This window comes from Xanthomonas sp. 3498 (genome assembly GCF_014199795.1).
GTDB lineage: Bacteria > Pseudomonadota > Gammaproteobacteria > Xanthomonadales > Xanthomonadaceae > Xanthomonas_A > Xanthomonas_A rydalmerensis.
In genome coordinates this window covers 715009-736502 of sequence record NZ_JACHOH010000001.1, presented here as the reverse complement: position 1 = coordinate 736502, position 21494 = coordinate 715009, and the positions used below count along the sequence as shown (strand labels likewise).

Below are 21494 nucleotides of genomic sequence, written 5' to 3'. Positions count from 1 at the left end.
GTTTCCGCGCATTGCAGCGACGCAACGAACCCGGGAGGGGGAAAGATGAGTACTGTGACGATTCATCCGTCGGTGGATGCTGGCGTGCGTGCCGGCGCGGAGCAGTTCCAGGGCGGCACCCTGGAATGCCACTGCGCCAGCGACAAGGTGGTGGTGGACGTGGGTGCGCAGACCGCGCACAACCATGCCTGCGGCTGTACCAAGTGCTGGAAGCCGAAGGGCGCGACCTTCTCGGTGGTGGCGGTGGTGGCACGCGACAAGGTCAAGGTCACCGCGCATCCGGAGAAGCTGAAGGTGGTGGACGAGAGCGCGACGATCCGTCGTCACGCCTGCACCGGCTGTGGCGTGCACATGTACGGACGCATCGAGAACACCGAGCATCCGTTCTACGGCCTGGATTTCGTGCATACCGAACTGTCGCCGCAGCAGGGCTGGTCGGCACCGGGCTTCGCCGCGTTCGTGTCCTCGATCATCGAGAGCGGCACGCCTCCGGAGGCGATGGACGGGGTACGCAAGCGCCTGCGCGAACTGCAGCTGGAACCGTACGACTGCCTGTCGCCGCCGCTGATGGACGCGATCTCCACCCACGTGGCGCGCAAGAACGGCGTGCTGCACTGAAGCCCGCTGCCGCGCGCGTCGCCGTTCGGCGCGTCGCGGCATCCCCGCCTGCGGCCGGTCGCGGCCGCAGGCGCTCTCTCTACGGAACTGTCCATGGAACGCATCGAACACCATGCCTGCTGCGGCGGCTGGCAGGACGTCTATCGCCACGACTCGGCCGTGCTCGGCTGCCCCATGCAGGTGGCCGTGTACCTGCCGCCGCAGGCCGAGCACGCCACGCTGCCGGTGCTGTACTGGCTCAGCGGCCTCACCTGCACCGAGCAGAACTTCATCACCAAGGCCGGCGCGCAGCGCTACGCGGCCGAGCACGGGGTGATCCTGGTCGCGCCCGACACGAGTCCGCGTGGCGAGCAGGTCGCCGATGCCGAGGGCTACGACCTGGGCAAGGGCGCCGGCTTCTACGTCAACGCCACGCAGGCGCCGTGGGCTGCGCACTACCGCATGTACGACTACGTGGTGCAGGAACTGCCGGCGTTGATCGAAGCGCAGTTCCCGCACAACGGCCGCCGCGCGATCAGCGGGCATTCGATGGGCGGCCACGGCGCGTTGGTCATCGCGCTGAAGAATCCCGGCCGCTATCGCAGCGTGTCGGCGTTCTCGCCGATCGTGGCGCCGACCCAGGTGCCGTGGGGCGAGAAGGCGTTCACCGCCTACCTGGGCGAGGACCGCGCGCAATGGCAGGCGTACGACGCCAGCGTGCTGATCGGTAGCGCCAGCGAGCGCCTGCCGCTGCTGATCGACCAGGGCGGCGGCGACGAGTTCCTCGAGAAGCAGTTGCGTCCGCAGCTGCTGCAGGCCGCCGCCGAGGCAGCGGGTTATCCGGTGACCCTGCGCGTGCAGCCCGGCTACGACCACAGCTACTACTTCATCGGCAGCTTCATCGGCGAGCACATCGCCTTCCACGCACGCGCGCTGCAGGGCTGAGCGCGCTCCGCCGGCGGTCGCGCACGACGCGGACCGCCGGGCAGGGTGCCGCGCGCGGGGCTGCCGGTGACGCACCGGCCTTCCGCGCCGTCGCCTCTGGCCGTGCTGCACGGTGCCGGCGCGACGGCACGCGAGCAGGGCCGCCGGCCCCTTGCCGGGCGCGCAGATGACAGGCCGGTGACCACGACAGGCGCCGCGTGGCCGGTCTCGTAAACAAACAGGGGGCGCGAATCGCCCTTCACGCGGGTTGTGCGACCGCGTTCGCGCCTGCTGAGACGGGCGCTGGCTAGATTGCGCAGGGTTCGCCCTCGCCACGTCCCTGTATCGGAGCCGCGCCATGTCTTGCCGTCGCATCTTGCTGCTCCCCTGGCAGCGCTGGCGCAGCCCGCTCAGCGCGGTGGCGATGCTTGCCTGCACGCTGTTTGGTGCCTGCGTGGCATTGGCGATCGGCGCGGCGACGCCATAGCGCAAGCCGCTCCTGACTGCCGTCGATCGCGTTGCGCCGTTGCGTCGGATGACGTCACCACGGTCGTGTCCCACTGCGCGGGCGATCGCCGCGACCGGCCGGCGCTCGTGCATGGATTCGGATGCATCGCCTCGCTCGGAGGCGGGGCAGGACGCCTTGCAGTCGATTGGGAGGCAAGCGCTGGCAGCGCGTGCCTAGCGTGTGGAATGCGGCGCAGCGCTGGACGCCGAGTTCAGCGCGACAGCCGCGCAGCCAGCGCGCCCAGCCGCCGCATCGCGTGTTCCAGGGTCTCGCTCCACGGCTGGCCGCAGCTCAGCCGCAGGTGGTCGGCGTAGTCGCCGCGGCTGGAGAACAGATGCCCGGGCGAGGTGCCGATGCCCTCGGCCAGGGCGGCCTCGAACAGCGCCTGGCCACTGCCGGCGTCGGCCAGTTGCAGCCACAGCGACAGGCCGCCGGCCGGGTCGCCGATGCGGGTGCCGGCCGGCCAGTGCCGCAGCACTGCCTCGCGCAGGCGCTGGCCGTTGTCGGCCAGGGTGCGGCGCAGCTTGCGCAGGTGGCGTTCCAGGTCGTGCCGCTCCAGGTAGTCGGCCAGGGCCAGTTGCGGCAGGCTGGCGCCGCCGATGGTGGAGAAGTATTTGGCACGCACCAGCGCGTCGGTCCAGGCGCCGCCGAGCAGCCAGCCCACGCGCAGGCCGGGCGCCAGCACCTTGGAGAAGGCGCCGCAGGTGATCACGTTGCCGTGCGTGTCGAAATGGCGCAGCGGCCGTGGGCGCTGTCCCGACCAGTCGAGTTCGCCATAGATGTCGTCCTCGATCACCACCGTGCCGTGGCGTGCGCAACTGTCGAGCAGGCTGCGCTTGGCGCTGTCGGGCGTGAGGCTGCCGAGCGGATTGTTGAAGTTCGGCACCAGCAACGCGGCGCGCGCCGGCGTGCGCTGCAGCAGCGCGTCCAGGCGCGTGGCGTCGATGCCCTGGCCGGGCCGGTTGGGCACCTCCAGCACTTTCAGGCGTAGCGCCGCCACCGCTTGCAGGATGCCGTGGTAGGTCGGGGTCTCGACCAGCACCACGTCGCCGGGCGCGGTGAGGGTGCGCAGCGCCAGGCTGATCGCCTCCATCGCGCCGGCGGTCACCACCACCTCGTCGGCCGCCACGGCGGTGGCGCAGTGCGCGTAGCGCTGCGCGATCTGCCGGCGCAGCGCGGCGTGCCCCTGGGGCGGTGCGTAGTCGAGCGCTGCGCTGCGCTGGCGGCGCAGTTGCCGCGCCAGTGCGCTGGCCAGGTGCGCGCCGGGCAGCAGCGCCGCCGCCGGCGTGGCGGTGTGCAGCGGCACCAGGTCCGAACGCGCGAGCATGTCCAGCACGCCTTGCAGCGCGGGATTGGCGACTGTGCCCGGGGCGCGTCGTCGCGACGGGCCGGCGCCGGTCGGCACCGGCGTGGCCGCCGCGCGCACGAAATAGCCCGAGCGCGGCCGCGCCTGCACCCGGCCTTCGCGTTCCAGCTGCAGGCAGGCCTGCACCGCGGTGGCGGCGCTGATGCCGTGGCCGGCGGCCAGTTGCCGGATCGACGGCAGGCGCTCGCCGGCGCGCAGCGTGCCTTGCGCGATCTGGTCGCGCAACTGGCTGGCGAGGGCTTCGTACAGGCGCATGCGCGGGCCTCATCTGTATCGGTCGATTTGCAGCGTATCTGACTCTGTGCTGGTCGCCCAGCCGGGCGCACACTGGCCGCCTCCTTTCCGATCCCGCGAGGCCGCGCGTGCAGCTGCCGCTGTTCATCGTCGATGCGTTCACCACGGTGCGGTTCCGCGGCAACCCGGCCGCGGTGGTGCCGCTGCAGGCCTGGCTGCCGGATGCGCTGATGCAGGCCATCGCCAGCGAGAACAATCTGTCGGAGACCGCGTTCTTCGTACGCGAGGCCGATGGCGCGTTCGCGATCCGCTGGTTCTCGCCGCTGCGCGAAGTGGCGTTCTGTGGCCATGCCACCCTGGCCAGCGCCTTCGTCGTCGCCACCCAGGGCCTGGCGCCGCTGCCCTTGCGGTTCCGCGCCGCGGCGGTCGGCGAGTTGGCGGTGGACCGCGAGGGCGACGGGCGCTTCGTCCTGCGCTTTCCGAACCAGGCGCCGACCGCGCTGGCGACGGTGCCGCAGGACCTCGTGCAGGCGCTGTCGATCGCGCCGCAGGCGGCGTACCGCAATGCCCAGGCCTACATCGCCGTGTACGCGGACGAAGCCCAGGTGCGTGCGGTGGTGCCGGACCTGGCGCGGATGCTAGCGCTGGCGCCGCACGATGTCGCGGTCACCGCGCCCGGCCGCGACCACGATTTCGTATCGCGCTATTTCTGGCCGGCCAACGGCGGCGTCGAGGATCCGGTGACCGGCTCGATCCACGCCGCGCTGGCGCCGCTGTGGGCGCAGCGCCTGGGCAAGCAGGACCTGCGCGCGTGGCAGGCCTCGGCGCGCGGCGGCGAACTGGATTGCCGGGTACTGCCGGACCACGTGCAGGTGCGCGGCGCGGCCGTGCAGTACCTGCACGGGACCATTGCGCTGTGAGCGCGGTGCAGGCAGCGCCTGCGGGCGCGGCACGGCGTGCGCTTTGGCAGTTGCTGCTGGCCGAGGTGCTGATCGGCTCGGTCGGCGTGTTCGTGCACGAGAGCGGCCAGGACCCGGTGACCGCGGTGTTCTACCGCTGCCTGTTCGGCGCGCTGTTCCTGACCGTGTGCGGCCTGCTCGGCGGACAGTTGCGCGGGCTGTGGCGCGAGCGCGCGTTGCTGCGCGACGCTGCGTTCAGCGGCGTGCTGCTGGTGCTCAACTGGGTGGCGCTGTTCGCCGGCATGGCGCGCTCGTCGATCGGCGTGGCGACCATGGTCTACCACGTGTTTCCGTTCGTCATGCTGATCCTGGCGGCGCTGTTGCAGGGCGAGCGCAGCCGCCGTTCCGATCTGGGCTGGACGCTGCTGGCCTTCGTCGGCGTGGCCTGTTCGGCCGATCCACTGCGGCTGTGGTCCAGCGCCGACCGCGGCTACCTGGTCGGCATCGCGTTGACCCTGCTCGGCGCGCTGCTGTGCGGCGCGTCGTTGCTGATGTCGCGGCGGATCAGCCGCGAGCGGCCGCTGGCGGTGGTAACGGTGCAGTGCTGGGTCGGTGCGGCGATGCTGGCCGGCTTCTCCAGCAGCGCCGCGTTGCACCCCGGCCGTCACTGGTTCTGGCTGGTCGGCCTGGGCGTGATCCACAGCGGCGTGGTGTACGTGCTGTTCTACAGCGCCTACCGGCACCTGCACGTGGCGGCGATCGCGGTGGTCGCCTTCGTCTACCCGCTGGTGACGCTGCTGCTGGACTACCTGCTGTACGGCCACCGGCTGGTGCCGGTGCAGTGGCTCGGCCTGGCGCTGATCGTGCTGGGGACGCTGGCGGTCAATCTGCGCTGGTCCTGGCCGCGCCGCGCGGTCGCCGCACCCTAGCGGCGCGGCGCTCGCCTCGGCCACCGCAGCGCGGCGGCCGTGCCGTTCGGCTCAGCGCACGTCGCGCAGTTCCCAGCCGCTGCCGGCGAGCAGGCGCAGGCGCTGCTTGAGGATGTCGCCGGGGATGCTGGTGGTGGCGGACAGGTCGATGCGCAGATCGTCCTGGCGGCCGCTGACCCGTGCCGCCGGATCGGTCACGCCCAGGGCCGGATCCACCTCGTCCGGCTCCGGCTGCATCGCGCGCCAGCGCTCGAACCAGGCCGGGTCGCTCAGGGCGGCCTGCAACTGTTCGGCGAAGGCGTCGGCGCCGTGCGCGGTGAAGCTCAGCGACGGCTGGCTGCCGCGGGCACGGGCGGGATCGGGCAGGCTGATCGAGTAGGTGACGGCCATGGGCATCTCTTGTGGGCGGTGCGAAGCGGCGCAGCCTAGCAGAGCCGGCGGCGCGCCGGCGTCGACGCGGCCAATGGGCGGATCAGCCGAAGCGCAGCGCCTCGCCGGCGAAGCCAAGCACCAGCGCGCCCTTGCCGACGTTGACCATGCCGGTCAGGCTCATCACGCTTTCCAGCAGGTCCACGCCGTGGGTATCGCAGGCCTGGCGCAGTGCCGCGTAGCCGGGCAGGGCGTGCAGTTCTGCCAGTTCGCCGCCATAGCTCAGGCACAGCGTGGGCGTCATCAGCCCGGCCGCCACGCGTTTGGCGGCCAGGCCGAACAGCGTCTGCACGGCGTGGTCGAAGCCCTTGAGCTTGGCCACCGGCGCGGTCTCGCCGCGGTGGCAGTGCAGCACCGGCTTGATGTCCAGGGCCGAGCCGAGCGCGGCGCTGAGCAGGCCGACGCTGCGGTCGCCCTTGCTGCGCGCGCGGCTGCGCAGGTAATACAGGTCGCGCGCGATCATGTAGCCATGGGTGTGTTCGGCCAGCGTCTCCAGCCGCTCGCGGATGGCCTGCACGCCCGCGCCATCGGCATGCAACCGCACCGCCTCGACCGCCACCACCGCCTGTGCGGCGAACAGGTTCTGGGTGTCGATCACCCGCAGCGCGAACGGCGAGGCGTGGCCGGCGGCCTGGCGGATCGGCTTGTAGTCGTTGAGGATGGCGAAGCCGGCCTGCTGCGCGTGGTCGTGGATCGGGCTGCGGGTCTTGGCGATGGTCAGGCAGAACACATGGTCGTAGTCGATGACCAGCCGACCCAGGAACAGCTCGCGGATCTGCGCCACGCTGTACGGCACGGTTTCGGCCTCGGCGCCGTGCGCGCTGACCTGCGCATGCAGGAACTCCAGGGTCGCTGCTTCGTCGCGGCGATCGGCGAGCATGGTGCCACCGAGGCGCACGCTGATCGGCAGGACCACCAGGTCGTGTCGGGCGATGTAGTCCTGCGGCAGATCGCAGGCGGAATCTACGACGATGCCGATGCGCATCCGCTGGATCTCCGGGAGGGGAAAATGTCGATGAACATGGAGACGGCTCAGGCGCTGCGCTGCACCGCGGCCGGCAGGGCGCCCAGGCGCGCCATCTCGCCGCGCTGCAGCAACTGCGGGTCGGCCAGCACCGCGCGCATCAGCGCGTGTGCGTCGTTGCCCCACAGCAGGGTGTCGTCGATCTGCAGGGTCGGCACGCCGAATACGCCGGCCGCCAGCGCCTGCTCGGTGTTGGCGCGCAGTTGCGCCTTGACCTGAGCCTCGGCGGTGGCCGCGGCCACGTCGGCGATGCCCAGCGCCTGGCCGACCGGCGCCAGCGCCGTGGCGTCGTCGCCGGCGTGGCCATCGCGCCACAGCCAGTCGAAGATCGCGTCGATGGCTTGCGGCGTGGTACCGGCAGCGATGCACAGGCGCAGCGCGGTCAGCGGATTGAACGGATGCGCCGGCGGAAAGCGCAGCGGCACGCCCTGCTGCTGCGCCTGCCACTGCACGAAGCGATAGGTGAACTCGCGCTTGTGCGGCACCTCGGCCGGCCCGCGCGCCTGCAGCTGCGCCAGCACCGCGCCGAACACGATCGGCACCGGCTGGATCCGGTCGAACTCCGGAAGCGTTTTCACCTGCTGCCAGTGCAGATAGGAAAACGGCGAGATGAAATCGAAGTACCAGCGCAACGTCATCGTGCTTCTCCGCAATGACCCATCAGCTTATCGCGACGTCGTGCCCACTGCGACTCGCTGCGCATGGTGCAGTGCGGAATGCTGGTGTCGCTTGGGCGTCGCGACGACAGCGCTGCGTAGACGATGCCCTGGCGAAAATCTCGCCGGCACGAGATACCTGTGAAGCGCCCCACGCCCTCGGCCTGGATCGCGGTAGCGCTATTGCGCTGGCGCATGGCGCGCGCGGGTCTTGTCATAGCTCGTGGCGCGCGTGCCTTGCTAGCGTCCGCCGCGGCAGCACCTTCGCTGCCCCTGCACGCCCAGGAGAGACCGCCATGCACGCTTCCACTCCCGTCTGCGCCGACGCCGCTTCGCCGCGCCTTCCCGCCACCGTTGCACCGTCACTGCGCGGCCGCACGCGGTCCGTGCGCGCGCTGCTCGCCGCGGCCCTGTTCGCCGTCGCGCCGATGGCGCTGGCCGGGCCCTACCAGGTCTACGGCAACCAGTACGCCTGGGTGAACAACTTCAACGATCCCAACAACGTCATCCAGGGCACCTTCCACAGCGGCAGCACGCCGAGCATGACCGTGACCTTCAATTTCCCCAACGCCAGCCTGTACGGCTATCCGGCGATCCTGCGCGGCTCGCACTACGGCTTCAATCCCACCTCCGACCGCACCTTCCCGCGGCAGGTCTCGGCCTTGCGCTCCTTGCCGGCGACCTTCGCGTACTCGTCCGGCGGCAGCAACCTGGCCGGCGACTTCGCCTACGACCTGTTCTTCCGCTGGGACAGCACGGTCTCCTCCAGCGCGATCCCGCAGGCCGAAGTGATGATCTGGGGCGGCCACAACTCGTATCCGATCGGCACGCTCACCGCCAGCAACGTCATCAGCGCCGGCGGCTACACCTTCGATCTGTGGGAAGGCATGAACAGCGCCGCCGGCTACTACGTCTACACCTTCATTCCGCACAACACCGCCGGCCAGCCGACCCTGCCGAGCAACGGCAATCTCAACATCGACATCAAGCCGTTCCTCAACTGGCTGCACACCAACCGCGCGAAGGACGGGCGCTTCAGCAACGCGATGTACCTGCACGTGGTCGAGGCCGGCTTCGAGGTGGTGCGCGGCAACGGCTGGGCCTGGATCCAGGCCAACATCGGCGCCAACTGAGCGCACGGCGTCGGCGCTCGCGCGACCGACGCATCGATCCGCGCATCGGTTGGTCGCGGCCTGTCGCGGTCGGTGCGTCGCGCGTGCGTTTTTCGCGCGGCATGGTACGGCGCATCGCCGCTCGCGCACGTCGTCGCCAGCGACGTGCGGCACGCCTGGGCAATGCCGCACCTGCGCCGCCGGCGACGCTAGTGGCTGTAGGCCTTCGGCAGCGCGCCGCTCTGCTGCATGTAGCGGTCGCGCAGTTCGGTCTGCCGCGAGCGCATCGGGATGGCGCGGCCGCCCAGCCAGACCTGCTCGGCGTAGTGCGCCACGTCCAGCGGATCGCCTTCCCACAGCACCAGGTCGGCGAGCTTGCCGGGGGCGATGCTGCCCAGGCGGTCACCCACGCCGAAGGCCTCGGCCGGGACACGAGTCAGGCCGGCCAGGGCGGCATCCCACGGCAGCCCGTGGGCGACCGCGTTGCCGGCCAGTTGCCGCTGCTTGCGCGCGTTGTGCGCGCCGTCGCCGCCCTGGGTGAAGCTCACCGCCACGCCGGCGGCATTGAGGCGTGCGGCGTTCTCCAGGGTGGCGCCGATCTGGTCGAAGCTGGCCGGCAGGTCGTCCAGTGCGTTGACGAACACCGGTACCTGCGCCTTTGCCAGTTCCGGGGCCAGCTTCCAGGCCTCGTCGCCGCCGGCGATGGCGATGCGCACCTTCTCGCGCTGGGCCCAGCGCAGCAGTTGGCGGATGTCGGCTGCCCGGTTCACCGTCACCACGATGCGGCCCTGGCCGGCGAGATAGCGCGCCAGCACCGCGCGTCCGGCCGGGGTCAGCAGCGCATGCGGCGAATCGGCAGGCATGCGCCCACGCGCTTCGGCCACCAACTGGTCGAGCAGCATCCACTGCGCCGCGCGCGACTTGCCGCTCAGTTCCAGCGCATCGCTTCCCAGGTGCAGGTACAGCGCGCGCGGGCCGATCGGGTCGGCGCCGCCGTCCAGGCGCATCACCGCGCCCTGGCCGGCGACGAAGGCGCCGCCGGTATTGGCGCCGAGCGCGGTGAAGCCGATGCCTTCCACCCGTGCGACTGGGATCAGCACCGACTCGGGGTTGTAGGCCAGGGTCACGTCGAACTCCGGACGCATCGGCTGGTCGTGCGGCAGGGTCAGCGTGCTGTCGACGGTGGAGGCCTCGCCGGAGACCTCCTCGATGCCGATCTCGGTGATGCCGCCGAACAGCGCCGGGGTCAGCGGGCGGCCCTTGGCCTCGACCACGGCCATGCCGGCCGGCGCGCTCAGGCCGGGGCCGACCGCGCGGATCACCCCGCCCTGGACCAGCACGTCGGCATTGGCGAGGGTGCCGCGGGCGCTGGCGGTGTGCACGGTGGCGCCGCGGATCAGCACGTCCTGGGCGAAGCCGGGCGCGCTGCCGAGCAGCAGCCAGGCGGTCAGGGCCAGGCGCTGCGCCAGGCGGTGGGGCGAGGGTAGGGCGCGGCTCATCGGGCAGCCTCCTGGCCGAGCATGAAATCGGAGGTGGGTTGCAGGCGGCGGTCGGCGCGGTCGTAGACCTGCGCGCCGTCGATGTAGACCTTGTCGGCCAGGGCGTAGGAGCTGAAGGGGTTGCCGTTCCACAGCACCACGTCGGCCATCTTGCCCGGCTCCAGCGAACCGGTCTGCTTGTCGATGCCCAGCGCCTTGGCCGGGTTGCTGGTCAGCCAGCGGATCGCGCGTTCGGGCGGGATGTCCATGCCGGCGCGGCGGCCGGCGGCCACCGCCTTGGCCGCTTCCTGGTTGAGCCGCTGGATGCCTTCCTCCGAGTCCGAGTGCACGATCGCGCAGCCGTTGGCGGGGCGGTCGACCAGGGCGATGTTCTCCTGGATGCCGTCGAAGGCCTCCATCTTGAAGCCCCACCAGTCCGCCCACAGCGCGCCGCAGACGTTCTCCTGGGCCAGGCGGTCGGCGATCTTGTAGGCCTCCACGCCATGGTGGAAGGCGGCGATCTTGAAGCCGAACTCCTTGGCCAGGTCGAGCATGGTGGTCATCTCGTCGGCGCGGTAGCAGTGGATGTGCACGCGGATGTCGCCGTTGATGGCGCCGGCCAGCGTGTCCAGCTTCAGGTCGCGCTTGCCGCCGCTGTCGCCGCTGCTGTCGTTGTCGCCGGCGCCGCGGCTCCACCAGTGGCGCTTGGGCGGGCTCTTCTGCTTCGGCGCGTTCTTGCGCAGGTATTCGCTGGCGTCGATGAAGGCCGCGCGGTAGCCGGCGACGTTGCCCATGCGCGTGGATGGGCCGCCTTTCTCGCCGTAGACCCGCTTGGGGTTCTCGCCGCAGGCCATCTTCAGGCCCCACGGCGCGCCGGGGAACTTCATCGCCTGGTAGGTGGTGGCCGGCACGTTCTTGAGGGTGACGCCGCGGCCGCCGACCAGGTTGGCCGAGCCGGGCAGCACCTGCAGCGCGGTGACGCCGCCGGCCAGCGCGGTGCCGAAGCCGGGATCCTGCGGCCAGATCGAATGCTCGGCCCACACGTTCGGGGTCACCGGCGCGGTCGCCTCGTTGCCGTCGCTGTGCGCGCTGACGCCCGGGCTGGGATACACACCCAGGTGCGAATGCACGTCGATGATGCCGGGCGTGACCCACTTGCCGTGGCCGTCGATGCGGGTGGCGTTGGCCGGCGCGGTCAGTGCGCGGCCGACCGCCTGCACGCGCCCGTCCTGCAGCAGCACGTCGGCATCGTCCAGGCGCTCGCCGGTGCCGGTGAGCACGGTGGCGTGTTCGATCAGCACCGGCACCGAGGGCAGCGCACGGTAGGTGCTGGGATAGGGATCGTCGACGAAACGCGAGGCGGCAGCGGCCGGGCCGCACAACGCCACGCCCAGGCAGGCGAGCAACAGATGACGCATCGAATTTTCCCCGGAAGATGGACGCGGCCGTTGCGGCCGTGCCCGCACGCTAGCCCGAGCCGGCGCGCTTGCCAAGTGCGGCTGCGGCATCGACGTCGCCGGCTGCACCGGACCGCGACGCCGGACCTGCTATGCAGGCCGATTGCCGCCCATGGAAATTGCGATGACCGACACCCCTGCGCGTACCGTCGTGGACTTCTGGCGCAGCGCCGGCCGCGAACGCTGGTTCGCCGCCAACGACTCCTTCGACGCCAACGTCCGCCAACACCTGCTGGAGGTGCACCACGCCGCCGCGCGCGGCGAACGCGGCGACTGGCTGGCCGACGCCGAGGGCGCGCTGGCGCTGCTGCTGTTGCTCGACCAGGTGCCGCGCAACGTGTTCCGCGGCAGCGCGCATGCCTTCGCCACCGACGGCCTGGCCTGCCGCTACGCCGACCGGGCACTGGCGGCCGGGTTCGACCAGGAGACCGAAGCGGAACTGCGGATGTTCTTCTATCTTCCCTACACACATGCCGAGGACGCCGCGCGGCAACGCCAGGCGGTGGAACTGTTCAGCGCGCTCGGCGACGCGGAGTCGCTGCAGTGGGCGGTGGTGCACGAGGACGTGATCCAGCGCTTCGGCCGCTTCCCGCACCGCAATGCGGCGCTGGGGCGCATGACGACGCCGGAGGAGCAGGACTTCCTGGATGCGGGTGGGTTCGCTGGTTGAGGGAGCAGGACCTACGCGTTCGCCACTTCATGCGGACGAAGCCAATGGCGCGTCGGGTGTCACTGCAGTCGGGACTGAAGTCCCTCCCACAGGGAGCGCCGGACTTCGGTGCTGCCGTCAGCACTTGCGCAAGACGCCAGGCGAGTGTGTGCCCAGGGTAGGAGCGGCTTCAGCCGCGACCTGGCCTTACCGGTAAAGCTCGGTCGCGGCTGAAGCCGCTCCTACGCGTGCGCGCGTGTGCGTGTTTGCGCACTGTGGCGATCGCGGCACGCGGGCACAAAAAAGGGCGATCGTTCGATCGCCCTTTCGGCGCGTCCGCAGGGGACGCAAACAACGCGGTACGTGACTCAGTACTTCGGCACGCTGCCGTCGACCTGGTCGGTCCAGGCGTCGATGCCGCCGACCACGTTGTGCACCTTCGTGAAACCGAGCGAACGGAAGTGCTCGGCCGCCTGTGCGCTGCGGCCACCGTGGTGGCACAGGAAGGCCAGGGCGGTGTCCTTCGGCAGCGCTTCCAGTTGCGCACGCTGCTCGCCGTCGAGGGTGCGGAACGGCACGTTGACCGCCGCCACCGCGCGCTCTTCCGGCGGGCGCACATCCACCAGGATCAGGCCACCGGCGCGCACGCGGTCGTCGGCCTCGCGCGGGCTGAGGTCCTGCACCGGCTTGGGCGCGTTGGGATTGTCGATCGCCAGGCCGCGACCGCGCAGGTCGTCCACCCAGTCGATGGTGATGCCGTCGGCGCGACGCGCACTGCCCAGGTCGAACTGCACGCGCAGACCGTTGGACTCGGCGGCGATGGCGTTGGGATCGGTCGGCGCCAGCTGGAAGTTCGGCTGGAACTGCGCGTCGATCGCCAGCGCCAGGCTCGCGCCCGGAGCGTCGGCCAGCGCGCCGCGCAGCATCTCGGCGGCGGCGTCGGTGATGGTGATCGAGGGCGGAGTGCGGTCCGGCGCGGCCACGCCCAGCAGTTCGCTCAGTTCGCCGCTGCCGGCCATCTGCAGGATGATGTCGCTGCCGCCGACCAGCTCGCCGTCCACGTACAGCTGCGGGATGGTCGGCCAGTCGCCATAGACCTTGATGCCCTCGCGGATGTCCTGGTCGGCCAGCACGTTGACGTGGGCGAAGTCGACGCCGAGCTCGTTCAGCGCGCCCACCGCCTTGGCGGAGAACCCGCACTGCGGCATGCTCGGCTGGCCTTTCATGAACAGCACGACGCGGTTGGAGCTGAGCAGCGTTTCGATACGGGAGCGCAGGGCGGGGTCGAGGGACATGGCAGGCAGTCGTCGCAGAGTCGGACCGGTCATTCTACGCCGCATGGCATCATGGGGCATGACAGTTCCGGAAACGCTGCATCGCATCCCGCGCCACCCGTATCGCTGGCTGCCCTGGGCGCTGGCCTCGCAGGTGCTGGTAGCGGCGCTGTGGTGGGCCTACGGTTGGCGGGTCGGGCTGCCGGCGCTGCTGCTGTCGCACGCAGCGCTGGTGCTGCCGGTGTTCCTGCCGCGGGCGCGGCTGTACGCGCCGGTGCTGGACCGCCTGCCCGGCAGCGCGCCGCAGGTGTGGCTGACCATCGACGACGGCCCCTCCGACGACACCGCGGCGATCCTGGACCTGCTCGATCGCTATCAGGCCAAGGCCACCTTTTTCCTGGTCGGCGCCCGCGCCGCCGCGCGCCCGCAGCTGGTGCGCGAGATCCTGCGCCGCGGCCACGGCATCGGCAACCACAGCCAGCACCATCCGCAAGCCTGGTTCTGGGCCCTGGGGCCGCGGCGCATGGCGCAGGAAATCGGCCAGGCGCAGCAGACGCTGGCGGCGATCGCCGGCACCGCGCCGCGCTGGTACCGCTCGGTGGTGGGCATGACCAATCCCTTCGTCGCCGCACCGCTGCGCCGGCATGGCCTGACCCGGGTGGCCTGGAGCGCGCGCGGATTCGATGGCGTGCGCTGCGACCCCGCGGTCACCGTCGCGCGCATCGCCCGCGACCTGCGGCCCGGCGCCATCGTGCTGCTGCACGAAGGCGCGGCGCACGGGCACAACCCGGCGATCGTGGAAGGCGTGTTGCAGGCGATGCGCGAGCGCGGCCTCGGCAGCGCATTGCCGGGCTAGCGCCGCCAGTCGGCGCGATGGCCATGCCGAGCGCCGACCGACCATCCCGGTAGGCCCGCGTCGCGTCGCCCGCGGCGTGCGGTTCGCGGGACTCAGCCGCCCTGGACGAGCCCAAAAACGATCAGCGCGGTGATGCCGACCAGGGTCGTGACCGCGAAGACCAGGCCGAGCACACCGTACAGTTTCCTGCGGTCGCGTTGGAACAGGCAGCCGATGCCGAGCGCTGCGGCGGCCAGTTCGGCGATCACGCCGACCATCATCGCCATGCCGACCAGCATCGCCAGCGGCGCGTCTTCGTCCAGGCTGGCGGGCTGGTAATACACCAGCGCGGCGGAGACGCCGACCAAGGCCAGGGTCAGGACGGCAGCGATCAGGCTGACCGCAAACGCGGCGATGCCGAGCCCGGAATAGGGCGGAAGCGTGGGGGATGTCATGGGGATTCCGTGGGGGGAGAGGAGCGTCGCGCCGCCGAGGCGCGCAGGCGTGGGGAGGCGGCTTGCGCGCGCGGCGGGGGCCGCCTCAGCGCGGTTCCGCCACGATCAACCAGTTGTTGAACGGCGTATTGCCGTACAGCGGCGCGAAGCTGGCGCGCAGGCCGGCGTCGTCGAGCTGGGCCTGCAGGCTGTCGCGGGTGGGGTAGGCCTTGGGCAGCTCCTGCATCCAGCCGGCCAGGTGCGCGAGCACGTCGGTGATGCGGCTGGTGCGGCCGCGGCCGCTGGCATCGCCCAGGCCACTGCGGATCACCAGCTTGGCGCCGGGCGTGAGCATTCGCGCCACGCTGCGGATCAGGTTGGACTGCATGTCGCGGTCAAGGTACTGCAGCACGTCCAGGATCGCGACGCTGCCGTGGTGCTCGGGCCAGGACTGGCCCAGGTCGACGACCGCGAACTGCGTGTCCTGCAGTCCGTTGCGCGCGGCGATGGCCGCGGCGCGGCGGATCTTGGCCGCATCGATGTCCACGCCGTGGTAGCGCTGGCGCTGGCCGTCGGCGCGCAGCGCGTGCGCGAGCAGACCCAACCCGCAGCCCAGGTCCAGCACCGGCGCGTCGGTGCCGCGCAGCGCGGCGAGCACACCGGGGTACAGCGGATCGGTGCGCAGCTTGGTGCGCGTGTAGTAGTAGTCGTAGCGGTTGCCCAGCGGATGCGTGGGCAGGAAGGCACGGGCGATGGCCAGGGCCTGCGGGCGGGTCATGGGCTGGGTGGTGCTGGCGTCGCGCAATGTCGGTCCTTGGCAGCGGGCGTCGTGTGCTAGTTAGGCTAACGCATCGCGGGCCGCCGGCAACAGCAGCGCGGTCCAGCGCGCATACATTGCCGTCGAGGGATGCAGCCCGTCGGCCGCCAGCATCGCCGGAGCGCCACCGCCATCGCGGCTGCAACCGGTGATGTCGACGAAGCGCACCGCGCGTGCGGCGCAGCAGGCCTGCGCGGCAGCGTTGAAGGCATCGATCTGCACGGCGATGCGCGCCGGATCGTGCGCGGGCGGCTGTGCGAAGGCGGTCACGCCCCAGTCCGGGATCGACACCGCCAGCACCCGCTGCGGCCGCGCGTCGGCGAAGGCAATCGCGCGCTGCAGCAGCGCGTCGAACTGCGCGCGGTAGTCGTCGAGCGGATAGCCCCGGTACTGGTTGTTGACGCCGATCAGCAGCGTCACCAGGTCGAACGGTCCCTGCGGCGCGGCTGCATCGATGCCGGCGTCCAGTTCGTCGGTGGTCCAGCCGGTAGTGGCGACGATCTGCGGATCGGCCAGGGCAATGCCGTCGCGGCGCAGCGCCGCGGCCAGTTGCATCGGCCAGCGTCCGTCGGCGTCAACGCCTTCGCCGATCGTGTAGGAATCGCCGAGCGCCAGGTAACGCAAGTGCGCGTGGTGCTGGGGCGCCGAAATGGATGCGTTCATCGCGCGGCGACCGTCGAAACATGGCCGCTCATGTGCTCAGCCGCGCCAACCGGCGCGCCTTGCCCATTCCCGCTTCCCCATTTCCGATTCACCGCCCCACAGCCGCCCGCGGCTTCAGCGGCACCACCTTGGTGGCATCCTCGGCACGGCGCGCCAGCACCCGGTCGATGCGCGCGAACACCTCGCGCATCGTGGCCGCCTCCGGCAGCAGGGTGACGCGGAAATGGTGCCGGTAGGGCACGTTGAAGCTGGAGCCGGGCACCACCAGCACGCCTTCCTGTTCCATCAGTTCCAGGGCGAAGGCGTGATCGTCGAACCCACGCGCTGGGGCGCCGACCACGGCCGGGAACGCGTACAGCGCGCCGGCCGGCTGCACCAGCGACAGGTGTTCACTGGCCGCGCAGGCCTCGATCACCGCGCGGCGGGTTTCGTACAGGCGCCCGCCGGGTGCGCACAGCGGCGAAATCGTGTCCGGGCCGTTGACCGCGGCATCGATCGCGAACTGGCCGGGGACGTTGGCGCACAGGCGCAGCGCGCCCAGCAGGTCCATGGCGTTGCGGAAATCGCTAACGCGCTCGGCGTCGCCGGACAGCAGCGCCCAGCCCACGCGCCAGCCGCAGGCGCGGTGCACCTTGCTCAGGCCACCGAAGCTGATGCACGGATGCGCGCCGGCCAGCGGCGCCACCGACACGAATTCCGCAGCGTCGTACAGCACCTGGTCGTAGATCTCGTCGACCATCAGCAGCAGGTTGTGCTTGACCGCGATGGCGACGATCTTCTCCAGCAACGCGCGCGAATAGCTGGCGCCGCTGGGGTTGTTCGGGTTGATCAGCACGATGGCGCGGGTGCGCGAGGACACCAGCGTCTCGATCTCCACCGGGTCGGGCTGGAAGCCGTTCTCCGGCGCGCAGCGGTAGTACACCGGGCGGCCGTCGTTGAGGATGGTGGCCGCCGACCACAGCGGGTAGTCCGGCGAGGGCACCAGCACTTCGTCGCCCGGGTTGAGCAGCGCACGCAGCGACAGGTCGATCAGCTCGCTGACGCCGTTGCCGACGAAGATGCGGTCCGGATGCGCGTCCGGGTGCTGGCGCCGCGCGTAGGCCGCGGCGATCGCCTCGCGCGCCTCCGGCAGGCCCTGCTGGTGGGTGTAGGGATCGGTGCGGCCCATGTCGTCGGCGATCGCGCGCTGCAGGTGTTCCGGTGCACGGAAGCCGAACGCGCCGGGATTGCCGATGTTGAGCTTGATCAGCTTGCGCCCCTGGGCCTCCAGCTCGCGGGCTCGCCGTGCCAGTTCGCCGCGGATTTCGTAGCGGACTTCGGACAGGCGTTCGCGGATCGCGAGCGGCTTGATCGGCAGGGTGGGCATCGCATTGGCCGGTGGGGCGTGGGACCTGCATGGTAGCGGAAATGTGACACCGCGGCGGGGCGGAGGGGCGCCGTGATGGCGGGTCGTCTACGGCGGCTGGCCTCCACGCTCGGCGCTGCAACGGGCGCGGCGCGTGGCTGGTCCCTGTGGCGCCAATACACGCTTCGCGCGGGTCCTGCGCTGTTGCTGGCCAATCCCGGGAAGTCACCCTGTCGCGCGCCGTATCGTCGCGGCGAGGCGGGTCAGCCACGCCAGGCGCCACCCTGCGCGTTTGCCGGCGGACGCAATGTGCTCACCTCAAGCGTGGCGCACCCTCTAGAATCCGCGCATGACCTCCTCCCCGATCGACTTCGACGCGTTGCGCCCCATCGGCTGGCCCTGGCCCGGACTGCCCGAGGAGCCGGCCTGGCGCGCGTTGTTCGACGCGCATCCGCAGGCGCGGCCGGCGCGGGTGGTGGAGCAGCACCGCACCGGCTACGTGGTCGCCGACGCGGTGGACACCGGCTTCAAGGTCGAATCGCTGCCGGACTGGCAGCGGCCGCGCTTTCCCAGCCACGAACGCGCCGCGGTCGGCGACTGGGTATTGCTGGAGGACACGCGCATCGTCGCGCTGCTGCCGCGGCGCACCGCGATCAAGCGCGGCGCCGCTGGCGAGCACTACCACCAGCAGGTGATCGCGGCCAACATCGACACGGTGTTCATCGTCTGCGGCCTGGATGCGGACTTCAACCCGCGCCGGATCGAGCGCTATCTGCTGCTGGTCGGCGGCGGCGGTGCGGCGCCGGTGGTGGTGCTGACCAAGGCCGATCTCACCGAATACGCCGACGACGCGCTGGCGGTGCTGGAGGAACTGGCGGCGCAGTCGATTCCGCTGCTCACGGTCAACGCGCGCCAGGCCGACAGCGTCGACGCGCTGCGGCCGTGGCTGGGGCCAGGGCAGACCGCGGTGCTGGTGGGCTCGTCCGGTGCCGGCAAGTCCACCCTCACCAACACCTTGCTCGGCGTGCAGAAGATGCGCACTGCGGCGGTGCGCGCCACCGACTCGCGTGGCCGCCACACCACCACCCATCGCGCGCTGCTGCCGCTGCCGTCCGGCGCCTGCCTGATCGACACGCCCGGGATGCGCGAACTCAAGCCCACCGGCGAAGAAGACCTAGCCGAAGGCGGTTTCGCCGACATCGAGGCGCTGGCCGCGCAGTGCCGCTTCAACGACTGCGCGCACCTGGCCGAACCGGGCTGTGCGGTGCAGGCGGCGATCGAGCGCGGCGAGATCGAGGAGGCGCGGTTGGCCAATTACCTGAAGCTGCGCGACGAGGTCGCTGGCGCCGCCGGCAAGCTGGCGCAGCGCCAGGCGCAGAACGCGGCCGCCGGTCGCAGCGGCAAGCCCAGCGGCGGCAAACCGGGCGGCGGCAAACCAGGTGGCAAGCGGCCGCCACCGCGCACCCTGCGCCGCTGACGCCAGTCGTGGCCAAGCGCGCACTGCCCACCGAGATCCGCCATCACGCCGCGCTCGATGCGCGGCTGGTCAAGGCGGTGCGCGGCATCCGCCTGCTGGCCCTGGCCAGTTGGCCGGTGGCACTGCAGGCGCCGTTCCTGGAGAGTGTTGCGCGCGGGCAGCCGCAGTTGCCGCAGGTGGAATACCCCAGGCTGGATTTCGCCGACACCCGCCGCGAGCTGGCGGCGATCGCCCAGGCCGCCGATCCGGCGCATCCGCTCGGCGCCTACCTGCAGTCCTCGGTGCACAGCTGGGATCTGGCCGCGGCCCTGCTGGAAGCGCTCGGCACGCCGGCAGTGGGCACGTATTCGGCGCAGCTGTTCGGGGTGCCGGACGACCCGATGCCTGGCCACGGCCCCACCACCCGCGAGGCCGCCGGCCACTTCATCCGCATCGCCCAGGAGCTGGACCGCGAGCTGTTCTCGGCCGAGGAACAGGTGCCGGTCTCGGCCACCGCCTTGCGCCTGCTGCTGCAGCGCGACCTCGATGAATTCTTCGGCGCGCGGGTGATCACGGTGGAACTGGATCCGGACCTGCTGGCCAAGGCCGCCGCCGGCGCGCAGCGCATCCGCCTGCGCTCCGGCGCGCACTTCAGCGACTACGACCGCGCGCAACTGTTCCACCACGAGGCGCTGGTGCATTCGCTGACCGCGCTCAACGGCCGGCAACAGGCGCAGTTGCCGAGCCTGGCGCTGTCCTCGCCGCGCACCACCGCCACGCAGGAAGGCCTGGCGACCTTCGCCGAGCAGATCACCGGCAGCATCGACATCGAGCGGATGAAGCGGATCAGCCTGCGCATCGAGGCGATCGCGCTGGCCCGCGACGGCGCCGACTTCATCGAGGTGTTCCGCTATTTCGATGCGGCCGGCCAGTCGCCGGCGGAGAGTTTCTCCTCGGCGCAGCGGGTGTTTCGTGGCGTGCCGACCACAGGCGGCGCTGCCTTCACCAAGGACACCGTGTACCTGCGCGGGCTGGTGTCGGTGCATACCTTCTTCCGCCAGGCGCTGCAGCGCGACCGTCTGCCGCTGTGCCGCTGGCTGTTCGCCGGCAAGATGGCGTTGGAGGACGTGGCCGCGTTCGCGCCGCTGTTCGAGTCCGGGGTGCTGTCGCCGCCGCGATGGTTGCCGACGTGGGTGGCACGGGCGAGCGGCTTGGCCGGGATGCTGGCGTTCTCGCTGTTCGCCAACCGCATCCGCATGGATCAGGTGGACTGAACGGCGCCACGCCGCGCTCACCCGCCGCGAATGTGCGGCTGCCGATACTGCGGCGCCTGGCATGCCCCCGCATGGCCGCTTCACCTCACGAGGAGACCCGCATGAAGATCCTGATGGTGCTGACGTCGCACGACCGCCTCGGCGACACCGGCCACAAGACCGGCTTCTGGCTGGAAGAATTCGCCGCGCCGTACTACACGTTCAAGGATGCCGGCGCCGAGATCACGCTGGCCTCGCCCAAGGGCGGGCAGCCGCCGCTGGACCCGAAGAGCGATGCGCCGGACGCGCAGACCGAAGCCACCCGCCGCTTCAAGGACGACCCGGCGGCGCAGCAGCAATTGGCCAGCACCCAGCCGCTAGCGTCGGTGCGCATGGACGATTACGACGCGCTGTTCTATCCGGGCGGCCACGGCCCGCTGTGGGACCTGGCCGAAGACCGCGATTCGATTGCCCTGATCGAAGCATTTGCGTGTGCCGACAAGCCGATCGGCTTCGTCTGCCATGCGCCGGGCGTACTGCGCCGGGTGACCGCGGCCGATGGCACGCCCCTGGTGAAGGGCCGCCGCGTCACCGGCTTCACCAACGGCGAGGAAGCCGCGGTGGGCCTGACCGATGTGGTGCCGTTCCTGGTCGAGGACGAACTGCAGCGCCTGGGCGGGCAGTACAGCAAGGTCGCCGACTGGGGCGTGCATGTGGTCGAGGACGGCCGCCTGGTCACCGGGCAGAATCCGGCCTCGTCCGAAGCGGCGGCCCAGGCCTTGCTGGGAATGCTGCGCGGCAAGTGAGGGGTGCCCGCCTGCGTTGACGGCGCTCCGATCTGCGATCTCGATGTGGAAGGAGCGTCCGTCCCCGAAGCGGCGATGGTGCGGTGGACGAACGTTGTTCGGCGTCGTGGTTGAAGGACACCGATGGCGTCGGTTTCTGCCGCGACCACGCAGGACGCACCTTTGCCGCGACGGGCGTTCTCGGTAAGGCGCGTCGCGGCTGAAGCCGCTCCTGCAATGCAATATCACTGGTGTACGCGAGGATGGAGGTGCGTGGTTGTGGGAAGGGCTTCAGGGCACCTCCAACCACGCGCTCGTGATTTCGGGGGGGAGAACCCGTCCGAAATTTGCTGCCGGTTTGATCGCTGCT

21 protein-coding genes are annotated in these 21494 nt (G+C 70.9%); 10 read left to right on the top strand and 11 right to left on the bottom strand.

Features of this window, described 5'->3' with window-relative positions; translation table 11 throughout:
- Nucleotides 1-45 precede the first annotated feature (45 nt).
- Entirely contained in the window at nucleotides 46-618 is a 573-nt protein-coding gene (gfa, locus tag GGR66_RS02935) for an S-(hydroxymethyl)glutathione synthase (protein WP_160966871.1), read from the top strand.
- Nucleotides 619-711: 93 nt separating this feature from the next.
- Nucleotides 712-1542, top strand: coding sequence for an S-formylglutathione hydrolase (gene fghA, locus GGR66_RS02930; protein ID WP_184447144.1), 831 nt, complete (start codon nucleotides 712-714; stop codon nucleotides 1540-1542).
- Nucleotides 1543-2240: 698 nt separating this feature from the next.
- Here the strand turns inward: fghA and GGR66_RS02925 are convergent.
- A complete protein-coding gene (locus GGR66_RS02925; RefSeq protein ID WP_184447143.1) occupies nucleotides 2241-3650 on the bottom strand; it encodes a PLP-dependent aminotransferase family protein in 1410 nt (469 codons plus the stop codon).
- 107 nt (nucleotides 3651-3757) lie between these two features.
- Between GGR66_RS02925 and GGR66_RS02920 the strand changes: the two genes are divergently transcribed.
- A complete protein-coding gene (locus GGR66_RS02920) occupies nucleotides 3758-4549 on the top strand; it encodes a PhzF family phenazine biosynthesis protein (protein WP_184447142.1) in 792 nt (263 codons plus the stop codon).
- Nucleotides 4546-5457 (top strand): DMT family transporter, encoded by a 912-nt coding sequence (locus tag GGR66_RS02915; protein ID WP_184447141.1) that lies wholly within the window; start codon nucleotides 4546-4548, stop codon nucleotides 5455-5457. The genes GGR66_RS02920 and GGR66_RS02915 overlap by 4 nt, the downstream gene beginning before the upstream one ends.
- A gap of 51 nt (nucleotides 5458-5508) precedes the next feature.
- Here the strand turns inward: GGR66_RS02915 and GGR66_RS02910 are convergent, their stop codons facing one another.
- The 3 genes from GGR66_RS02910 to GGR66_RS02900 form a co-directional block, all read right to left on the bottom strand.
- A complete protein-coding gene (locus GGR66_RS02910) occupies nucleotides 5509-5847 on the bottom strand; it encodes a hypothetical protein (RefSeq protein WP_160966881.1) in 339 nt (112 codons plus the stop codon).
- An 82-nt stretch (nucleotides 5848-5929) separates the two neighbouring features.
- Nucleotides 5930-6871, bottom strand: coding sequence for a DegV family protein (locus GGR66_RS02905; protein WP_184447140.1), 942 nt, complete (start codon nucleotides 6869-6871; stop codon nucleotides 5930-5932).
- 47 nt (nucleotides 6872-6918) lie between these two features.
- Nucleotides 6919-7548, bottom strand: a complete 630-nt coding sequence (locus GGR66_RS02900; protein WP_184447139.1) for a DsbA family protein — start codon at nucleotides 7546-7548, stop codon at nucleotides 6919-6921.
- Between the two features lie 314 nt (nucleotides 7549-7862).
- Between GGR66_RS02900 and GGR66_RS02895 the strand changes: the two genes are divergently transcribed.
- On the top strand, nucleotides 7863-8699 hold the full coding sequence (locus GGR66_RS02895; protein ID WP_184447138.1) for a cellulase: 837 nt from the start codon (nucleotides 7863-7865) through the stop codon (nucleotides 8697-8699).
- Between the two features lie 188 nt (nucleotides 8700-8887).
- On the opposite strand, the gene GGR66_RS02890 is transcribed toward GGR66_RS02895, so the two are convergent.
- Nucleotides 8888-10177 carry an amidohydrolase family protein gene (locus tag GGR66_RS02890; RefSeq protein WP_184447137.1) on the bottom strand — a complete coding sequence of 430 codons (1290 nt, stop codon included), beginning with the start codon at nucleotides 10175-10177 and terminating at the stop codon, nucleotides 8888-8890.
- Nucleotides 10174-11574, bottom strand: a complete 1401-nt coding sequence (locus tag GGR66_RS02885; RefSeq protein WP_184447136.1) for an amidohydrolase — start codon at nucleotides 11572-11574, stop codon at nucleotides 10174-10176. Before GGR66_RS02885 ends, GGR66_RS02890 begins: the two co-directional genes overlap by 4 nt.
- Nucleotides 11575-11737: 163 nt before the next feature.
- Here GGR66_RS02885 and GGR66_RS02880 point away from each other — a divergent pair, with 163 nt between their 5' ends.
- Nucleotides 11738-12283, top strand: a complete 546-nt coding sequence (locus tag GGR66_RS02880; protein WP_184447135.1) for a DUF924 family protein — start codon at nucleotides 11738-11740, stop codon at nucleotides 12281-12283.
- A 347-nt stretch (nucleotides 12284-12630) separates the two neighbouring features.
- Here the strand turns inward: GGR66_RS02880 and grxD are convergent, their stop codons facing one another.
- On the bottom strand, nucleotides 12631-13557 hold the full coding sequence (gene grxD, locus GGR66_RS02875) for a Grx4 family monothiol glutaredoxin (RefSeq protein WP_184447134.1): 927 nt from the start codon (nucleotides 13555-13557) through the stop codon (nucleotides 12631-12633).
- 43 nt (nucleotides 13558-13600) lie between these two features.
- Between grxD and GGR66_RS02870 the strand changes: the two genes are divergently transcribed.
- Nucleotides 13601-14392, top strand: a complete 792-nt coding sequence (locus GGR66_RS02870) for a polysaccharide deacetylase family protein (protein ID WP_184447133.1) — start codon at nucleotides 13601-13603, stop codon at nucleotides 14390-14392.
- 92 nt (nucleotides 14393-14484) lie between these two features.
- On the opposite strand, the gene GGR66_RS02865 is transcribed toward GGR66_RS02870, so the two are convergent.
- The 4 genes from GGR66_RS02865 to GGR66_RS02850 all read right to left on the bottom strand — a co-directional run bounded on the left by GGR66_RS02865 (nucleotide 14485) and on the right by GGR66_RS02850 (nucleotide 17651).
- Nucleotides 14485-14826, bottom strand: a complete 342-nt coding sequence (locus GGR66_RS02865) for a hypothetical protein (RefSeq protein WP_184447132.1) — start codon at nucleotides 14824-14826, stop codon at nucleotides 14485-14487.
- Nucleotides 14827-14911: 85 nt separating this feature from the next.
- The gene (locus GGR66_RS02860) at nucleotides 14912-15583 is read right to left on the bottom strand and encodes a methyltransferase domain-containing protein (protein WP_160966912.1); all 672 of its coding nucleotides are present in this window, start codon (nucleotides 15581-15583) and stop codon (nucleotides 14912-14914) included.
- 60 nt (nucleotides 15584-15643) lie between these two features.
- Nucleotides 15644-16285, bottom strand: a complete 642-nt coding sequence (locus GGR66_RS02855) for an SGNH/GDSL hydrolase family protein (protein ID WP_184447131.1) — start codon at nucleotides 16283-16285, stop codon at nucleotides 15644-15646.
- An 88-nt stretch (nucleotides 16286-16373) separates the two neighbouring features.
- Nucleotides 16374-17651 carry a pyridoxal phosphate-dependent aminotransferase gene (locus tag GGR66_RS02850; RefSeq protein ID WP_184447130.1) on the bottom strand — a complete coding sequence of 426 codons (1278 nt, stop codon included), beginning with the start codon at nucleotides 17649-17651 and terminating at the stop codon, nucleotides 16374-16376.
- A 328-nt stretch (nucleotides 17652-17979) separates the two neighbouring features.
- On the opposite strand from GGR66_RS02850, the gene rsgA reads away from it, so the two are divergent.
- From rsgA to GGR66_RS02835, 3 genes are all read left to right on the top strand, one after another.
- A complete protein-coding gene (gene rsgA, locus GGR66_RS02845; protein ID WP_184447129.1) occupies nucleotides 17980-19107 on the top strand; it encodes a ribosome small subunit-dependent GTPase A in 1128 nt (375 codons plus the stop codon).
- An 8-nt stretch (nucleotides 19108-19115) separates the two neighbouring features.
- Nucleotides 19116-20360 carry a flavohemoglobin expression-modulating QEGLA motif protein gene (locus GGR66_RS02840; protein ID WP_184447128.1) on the top strand — a complete coding sequence of 415 codons (1245 nt, stop codon included), beginning with the start codon at nucleotides 19116-19118 and terminating at the stop codon, nucleotides 20358-20360.
- A 101-nt stretch (nucleotides 20361-20461) separates the two neighbouring features.
- Nucleotides 20462-21145: a type 1 glutamine amidotransferase domain-containing protein gene (locus GGR66_RS02835; protein WP_184447127.1), complete on the top strand. Its 684-nt coding sequence runs from the start codon at nucleotides 20462-20464 to the stop codon at nucleotides 21143-21145.
- Nucleotides 21146-21494 lie beyond the last annotated feature (349 nt).